The organism is Micromonospora sp. NPDC007271 (genome assembly GCF_040634005.1).
Taxonomy (GTDB): Bacteria; Actinomycetota; Actinomycetes; order Mycobacteriales; family Micromonosporaceae; genus Micromonospora.
Window position 1 is genome coordinate 22431 of sequence record NZ_JBEYER010000088.1, and the last position, 6224, is coordinate 28654.

The window sequence follows — 6224 nt, forward strand, 5'->3', positions numbered from 1 at the left end:
CAACCGGTGAACGCACGCCGCCCGTGGACATCAGCAACATCGCGAGAGGTATCGGATGGATCACCGGCTGTGGAAAGCGCAGGTGCTACGGAGCCGACTCCACCGGTGAACCACCCGGATCGCTCAGGCGCGCGAGACAAGGTCAGCGATGCATGGGTGCTTGCCGCCGCCGATGATGCGAAACGCCGCGGCGGTGAACGGCTGCACGTGTGGGTGACGAGCCAGGAGAAGCCGTGGGCTGCTCCATTTCCCATCCCACAGCCAGGGGAGCCTTCTCACGCCGCCGGGCCGGTGGTCGCCGCCGCCTGGTTCGAGCCAGCCAGCGCCGCGTGGACGGAAACCCTCACTGGCTCGCGGTGCGAGGCGCAGGTGGAGGCGGCGATCTTGTTGGGCCTGCCGCGCTGGCCATCGGCGACACAGCCGGGGAGGGTGACCACCTGGGGTGTGCGTCTGCACGCTATGGGTCTCGCGTTGCACGATCCGGCCGGTCACGTATTCGCCTACGGCGTCGCGGAGATACCGTCCACTTGGACGACCGCCGCAAGGGCGCTGGGCGCCGTCGCCACCGTCTACGGAGTTGGTCCCCTGCAGCAGGCAGTGCATCCCGAGCCGCTTCCGGCTCAACGGCTCACCGAGGCGCGACGCGACGGAACCGTCGCCGCCGCATGGGTACCACTGCTCGAGTGACAGGCCGAGGCCTCTCCCTGTAACCGGCCAGCGTGCCGCATCTCGCGGTCGCCGTCCGCGGTATACGGGTGCTGAAGACGTGGTTCACGTGGATGAGGCCCTGTACCGTGCCAAACTCGGCGCAGGGTCCGTGAACTCGTTTCGTTGATCCGAGTATGCCGCCCGCTGGTACTTGTTGATGACGCCGCTGAGGACTCGGCGGCGTCGTATCGGCGCGTTGATCGGGATGGCGACGACCGGGTCGTGGTTCGGTGGGTGCCCGGCGAGGCTCTGGTGTGGACGGCTCCCGTTGAAGTGGGCGGCGTATCCGTCGAGCACGGCGCGGGCGTGACGTTCGTTGTGGATCAGGAGTCTGTCGGTGCACCCGTGCCGGACGCTGCGGATAAACCGTTCTGCGTAGCATTTCGCCCGAGGGGCTCGGGGAGGGATCTTCACCAGTCAACGCCGTCGGCGGCGAACACCTCGTCGAAGCATCGCGGGAACTTCGCGTCCCGATCGCGGATCAGGAACCGGAACGACGTGATCCGGTCGCCGAGATCCATCACCAGGTTGCGACCCCACTCTACGAACATCGCCTCGACCACCGCCCGTTCCCAAGGTACGCCGCACAGCGTGACCATGCGGTCCACCCACACCTCGTCGACGGGGAGCAGGATCGGGTTCAGCCGTCGGAGCTTTCGGCGGCGCCATCTGGCGTGAAAGCGCCCTCTGCATCGCCAGCGTCTAGGTAGACGTGTTGGTGGCCCCGACCCGCATCGATATTGATCTGGTCAAGCTGGGCCGCGGCAATCGACCAGGTTACCGACGCGAGGGCCGCTTGCCGCGCCGCCAGCGCCAACTGGTTCTTGCGTACGGGGGCGGGGCTGGTGATGGAGAGGGAGACAGAGTCGACCGCGATGGTGCCCTGATCCACCGCGCTTCTGAGGCCACCACGGGCTACGTTGGTTGCGGTCGTGCCCGACGGTGGGTCGGCGAACTGTTCGGTCAGCTGGCGCATGGTCTGCTGCCATTGGTGGACCTGAGCTGCCTCGGGCGTCCGTCCGGCGTCCGAGTCCTGCTTGATGGCGACAAGGATCGGCGAGAGTTGGTCCGCTGTTCCGCGGGCCATCTCGGTGAGTTCGATGATCTGCTCGACGTCGCGCTTGGCGTTGGCTTCGCGCATCTGAGCGATGCCCGCTTCGGTCGGGCTCGGCTGGCCCACGGCGAACCCGATCAGTCCGCCGACCAGGCCCAGAGCCAACGCCACCGCGGCAGCGCCCGCGCCCATCCTTGTCGTGGATCGCTGTTGCCGGGCAGGTGAGGCCAGGAGGTAGGACGGTCTTCCGGTTCGACGGGACATGGCATCCCCCGCATCGATGGTTGTTTGGCTCGGAGCGTAAGGCCTTTGACCACGCCCAGTCGATATTTCTGCTCAGAGAACACAAAGTTTCATCCGCCGATACGAAAGATGTCCGGCAAGGAGGCGGGCAGGACGCGCTCGTGGGCTGGGCCGATGTCTGGCGCCGATCACGTCCGGTTGGGGCGGATCGCCGGCGAGTTCGTCACCGCGGGCCTGGATGGCGGCTGGGAAAGCGGCCGCTGAACCCGGCGAGTTTGCTCAAGTTGGCAACCGATTTCCTTTAGCGGATGCCGTGGGGGCTGCGGCAGCGGCCGGGTACTGCAGGAGACCCAGAGTGGCCTGGTGTCTTGTCACAGACTGATCACGACCGGCGGAGACGTAGTGACAGTCGATTTCAATAGCCGGATGATGCTCCTCGTTCGCCCGCCGCTGGGTGGTTGTCGTCGGAGGAGCCCGTGCGTGAGTCAGCCATCCCCGCAGGCATGCGGACCCTAGCGGCGCAGGCCGACGCAGGGGCGGTGGCCTTCGCCGCTACGGGCCTGCGTCACGTTCTGACCACTCCCAGCATGCCCGTGCATTGGACACCCGGAGAAGGTGATCGCCCTGAGCACGACCGATTCTGCGCCCCCTGCCGCGCCGCCTGGCGAGCAGCACCCGCACCCGTCATCGGGGACGGATTCGAAGCCCACGCCGCCGAAACGCGATCGGGCGATCGGTTCTGTCGAAGTGCTGTGCGTGCTCCTCATCCTCGTCGGCGTCCTGTACCGACAGATTGGCGCGCTGGCGGCGGACCCGCGGTTGCAGACCTGGTTGACCGTGTTCGTGTCGGTGATGGTGCAGGCGGTGCCGTTCCTCGTGTTCGGGGTGGTGCTGTCGGCAGTCATCGCGGTGTTCGTGCCGCGCTCGTTCTGGGCCCGGGCCCTGCCCCGGCATCCGGCGCTCGCCGTGCCGGTTGCCGGCGCGGCCGGAGTCGTGCTGCCCGGCTGTGAATGCGGGTCGGTGCCGATCGCGGGATCGTTGATCCGCCGCGGGGTCACGCCCGCCGCCGCGTTGGCATTCCTGCTGGCCGCGCCGGCGATCAACCCGATTGTGCTGACCGCGACCGCCGTGGCGTTCCCGCGTAACCCGGAGATGGTCGCCGCCCGCGGCGGGGCGAGCCTTGTGGTGGCGGTGCTGATCGGATGGTTGTGGCTGCGGCTGGGCCGCACCGAGTGGATCCGCCTGCCGCATCGGGCGCACCTCGACGGGCTGCCCCGGATGGCAGCGTTCTGGGCGGCCTGCCGGCACGACATCATTCACGCCGGCGGTTTCCTCGTCTTCGGCGCGATGGCCGCGGCCACGATCAACGTGGCGGTGCCGCAGCAGTTCCTGCACGACCTGGCGGCCCGGCCGGTGCTGTCGGTGCTGGCGCTGGCGGCGCTGGCCGTGCTGCTGTCGATCTGCTCGGAGGCGGACGCGTTCGTCGCCGCGTCGTTGTCGCAGTTCTCCCTGACCGCTCGTCTGGCGTTCCTCGTGGTCGGTCCGATGGTTGACCTGAAGCTCGTGTCCATGCAGGCCGGAATGTTCGGGCGGCGGTTCGCCGTCCGGTTCGCGCCGGCGACCTTCGTCTTGGCCGTGCTGGTCGCGGCGGCAGTGGGGATGGTGATCTGGTGAACCGGGGCGCTCAGGCCGTGGTGATGGTGTTCTTCGGTGGTGCGATCCTGCGCGCCAGCGTCACCGACGTGTATCTACGCTACGTCAAACAGGGCCTACAGCCGTTCCTCATCGCCGCCGCGATCCTGCTGATCATCGCCGCCGTGGTGGCCCTGGCGCAGGAGTTCCGTGGCCCGCGCCAGGCGGATGCCCACTCCGCCGACGACGACGGGCACGGGCACGACCACTCCGGGCCGGCGGCGGGTTGGCTGCTACTGCTGCCGACTCTTGCGTTGCTCTTCGCCGCGCCGTCGGCCCTTGGCGCCGACACCGCCGCCCGCGCCGGCTCCGCCCTGACCAGCAGCCGGCAGGAGACCGCGGGAACGTCGGGCGAGTACAGCCCCTTCCCGCCCCTGCCGTCGGGCGATCCGGTCAAGCTCACCCTCCTCGACTACGGCTCCCGCGCCCTCTACGGCGAGGGCAAGACGCTGCGCGACCGACAGGTCCAGCTGACCGGCTTCATCGCCCCCGGCGCGGACGGCCAACCCATGCTCGCCCGCATCATCCTCAGCTGCTGTGCCGCCGACGGCATGCCCATCAAGATCGGCCTCAGCGGCGATGTGCCCCGTCTGCCCGCCGATAGCTGGGTGCAGGCCACCGGCCGGTGGGTTCCGCAGACCGCCAAGGACCCGATTAACGGATCCGACATCCCGTACCTGGAGGTGGACACCTGGCAGAAGATCAGGCCACCCAAGAACCCGTACGAGTAGGGCGCGCCGGAGGCCGGCGGGGCGTCCGAGCCACAGGTTGAGCCCGAGGACGCCCCGCCGGGCCGAGAACTGCGATTGGCAGCCGGCCAAGGGGCTGTCAACCAAGTGGGACGGGTAGGCCAGCGCGGAACAGGCCCTGTTCGAGCCAGACGGCGGCGCGTACGCCGTCGGCGGCGGCCTGGCTGACGAGGGTGAGCCCGTCGGGCAGGGCCGGCAGGCGGGCGAGGTCGCCGGCGGCGGACACTCCGGGCACGGTGGTCTGGGCGAACTCGTCGACGCGCACGTAGCCGTCGGGCAGCAGTTCGGCGCCGAGATGGACGGCCAGGGGTGCGGGCTGGCGGGTGGGCGCCCGGTGGAAGACGACCTGCCGGTCCAGGGTGGTGCCGTCGGCGAGGTGCAGCTGCAGGGCGTCGAGGTCACCGGTGAGCGCGGTGACCGGCTGCTCGATGAGGGGAATGTTCAGCGCCTTGAGGTTGTCCAGGATCGGCTCGGGTAGCTGGTGCGGGCCGTGGGTGGCGACGACGACGTCGTCGGCGTACCGGTCGGCGAGGTAGGCGGCGAGCATGACCTGGGCGGGTTCGCGGCCGAGCACGGCGATGCTCTTGCCGCGGGCTTCCCAGCCGTGGCAGAAGGGGCAGTGGAAGACGCTGCGGCCGAAGCGTTCGGCGACGCCGTCGATGGGCCAGGGTTCGTCGAGCTGGCCGGTGGCCAGTAGCAGGCGGCGGGCGTGGTGGGTGGTGCCGTCGGTGAGGGTGACGGTGAAGTCGTCGATGCTGCCGTGGGCGGCCTCGACGCGGGTCTGACGGATCTCGACGCTGGGGTAGGCGGCCAGTTCGCGGTGGCCGGTGTCGAGCAGGCGCAGGGGTGGGAAGCCGTCCCGGCTGAGGTACATGTGGATGCCGTCGGCGGGGTGGTTGCGTGGTGGGCCGCCGTCGATGAGCAGGGTGCGACGTTGCTGGCGGCCGAGGACCTGGGCGGCGCTGAGTCCGGCGGAGCCGGCACCGATGATGATGACGTCGTACACCTCGTTGGTGCTCCCTCTACTGGGTCGGGGTGGGGCGAGCGGCGGCGAGGCCGGCAACGGTGGGCGCGGCGAGGAAATCCCGCACGGTGGCGCCCGCGAGGCCGTCGCGGGCGAGCCGGGCGAGGGCGCGCACGGCGAGCAGGGAGTCAACCCCACGAACAGGCGAGCCCGCCCGTCCGGCAGCAGCGCCGCCCGCACATCGAACAACGGCCACACCTCAACCGGCCGTAGCTGGTGCGAGCACCGGTGCCGCAGCCGGGCAAGCTCACCGGCGACGCCATCGTCGTCGCGGGCGCGCAGGTCGACGACCGCGATGCGGTAGGGCGGCGCCGCGGGCAGGATGTGTTGCCGCGCGTCGGCGTCGACCACCATCCGCAGCAGGGGATGACGGGCGATCAGCCGGTTCCACCCCGCTTCCAGCCGCAGCACGTCCAGTTCCGGATCGTCGGCGGGCTGCCGGTCGTACTCGAAGTAGAAGAAGGTCGCCACGCCGCCAAGCGGAAAGGACGGGTCCCGGCCCACCAGGTAGGCGGCTTGGATCGGGGTGAGCGGAAACGGTTCGGATCCGGTGTGGGAGGACAGCGCGTTGTGGGTCGGTGTCTCCGTAACCTCGGTGTCCCGCCTGGGTGACGACTCCACCGCGTCGGCGATCGTGCGCGGCGTCGCGCCGTCAAGGAACACGGTCAGCGGCAGGTCGGCGTCGAGGTCCTCGCGCAGCCGGCGCCGCAGCCGCACAGCCGTGAACGACTCCAGGCCCAGCTCGGTGAGCAGC

General features: G+C 69.6%; 8 protein-coding genes. 3 read left to right on the top strand and 5 right to left on the bottom strand.

Going from position 1 to position 6224, the window contains the following annotated elements; all coding sequences use genetic code 11:
• Positions 1–105 precede the first annotated feature (105 nt).
• Positions 106–687 (top strand): hypothetical protein, encoded by a 582-nt coding sequence (locus tag ABZ570_RS26050; RefSeq protein ID WP_358068854.1) that lies wholly within the window; start codon positions 106–108, stop codon positions 685–687.
• An 84-nt stretch (positions 688–771) separates the two neighbouring features.
• Here ABZ570_RS26050 and ABZ570_RS26055 read toward each other — a convergent pair whose 3' ends face one another.
• The 3 genes from ABZ570_RS26055 to ABZ570_RS26065 are packed head-to-tail and all read right to left on the bottom strand — an operon-like array spanning position 772 to position 1954.
• Positions 772–1122, bottom strand: coding sequence for an integrase core domain-containing protein (locus ABZ570_RS26055; RefSeq protein ID WP_358068857.1), 351 nt, complete (start codon positions 1120–1122; stop codon positions 772–774).
• Positions 1119–1316, bottom strand: coding sequence for a hypothetical protein (locus tag ABZ570_RS26060; protein WP_358068860.1), 198 nt, complete (start codon positions 1314–1316; stop codon positions 1119–1121). The genes ABZ570_RS26055 and ABZ570_RS26060 overlap by 4 nt, the downstream gene beginning before the upstream one ends.
• Positions 1317–1348: 32 nt before the next feature.
• Positions 1349–1954, bottom strand: a complete 606-nt coding sequence (locus tag ABZ570_RS26065; RefSeq protein WP_358068863.1) for a hypothetical protein — start codon at positions 1952–1954, stop codon at positions 1349–1351.
• A gap of 783 nt (positions 1955–2737) precedes the next feature.
• Between ABZ570_RS26065 and ABZ570_RS26070 the strand changes: the two genes are divergently transcribed.
• Together ABZ570_RS26070 and ABZ570_RS26075 are read left to right on the top strand one after the other, a co-directional pair.
• Positions 2738–3679 carry a permease gene (locus ABZ570_RS26070; RefSeq protein WP_358068869.1) on the top strand — a complete coding sequence of 314 codons (942 nt, stop codon included), beginning with the start codon at positions 2738–2740 and terminating at the stop codon, positions 3677–3679.
• Complete coding sequence (locus ABZ570_RS26075; RefSeq protein WP_358068866.1) at positions 3676–4428, top strand: TIGR03943 family protein; 753 nt, start codon at positions 3676–3678, stop codon at positions 4426–4428. The genes ABZ570_RS26070 and ABZ570_RS26075 overlap by 4 nt, the downstream gene beginning before the upstream one ends.
• 97 nt (positions 4429–4525) lie before the next feature.
• Here the strand turns inward: ABZ570_RS26075 and ABZ570_RS26080 are convergent, their stop codons facing one another.
• Both ABZ570_RS26080 and ABZ570_RS26085 read right to left on the bottom strand, forming a co-directional pair.
• On the bottom strand, positions 4526–5452 hold the full coding sequence (locus tag ABZ570_RS26080; protein ID WP_358068872.1) for an NAD(P)/FAD-dependent oxidoreductase: 927 nt from the start codon (positions 5450–5452) through the stop codon (positions 4526–4528).
• A gap of 16 nt (positions 5453–5468) precedes the next feature.
• Positions 5469–5666, bottom strand: coding sequence for a phosphopantetheine-binding protein (locus ABZ570_RS26085; RefSeq protein ID WP_358068875.1), 198 nt, complete (start codon positions 5664–5666; stop codon positions 5469–5471).
• Positions 5667–6224 lie beyond the last annotated feature (558 nt).

Coding starts and splice junctions, on each gene's coding strand:
- ABZ570_RS26065 (WP_358068863.1), bottom strand. CDS start 1,954: ATGGGCGCGGGCGCTGCCGCGGTGGCGTTGGCTCTGGGCCTGGTCGGC.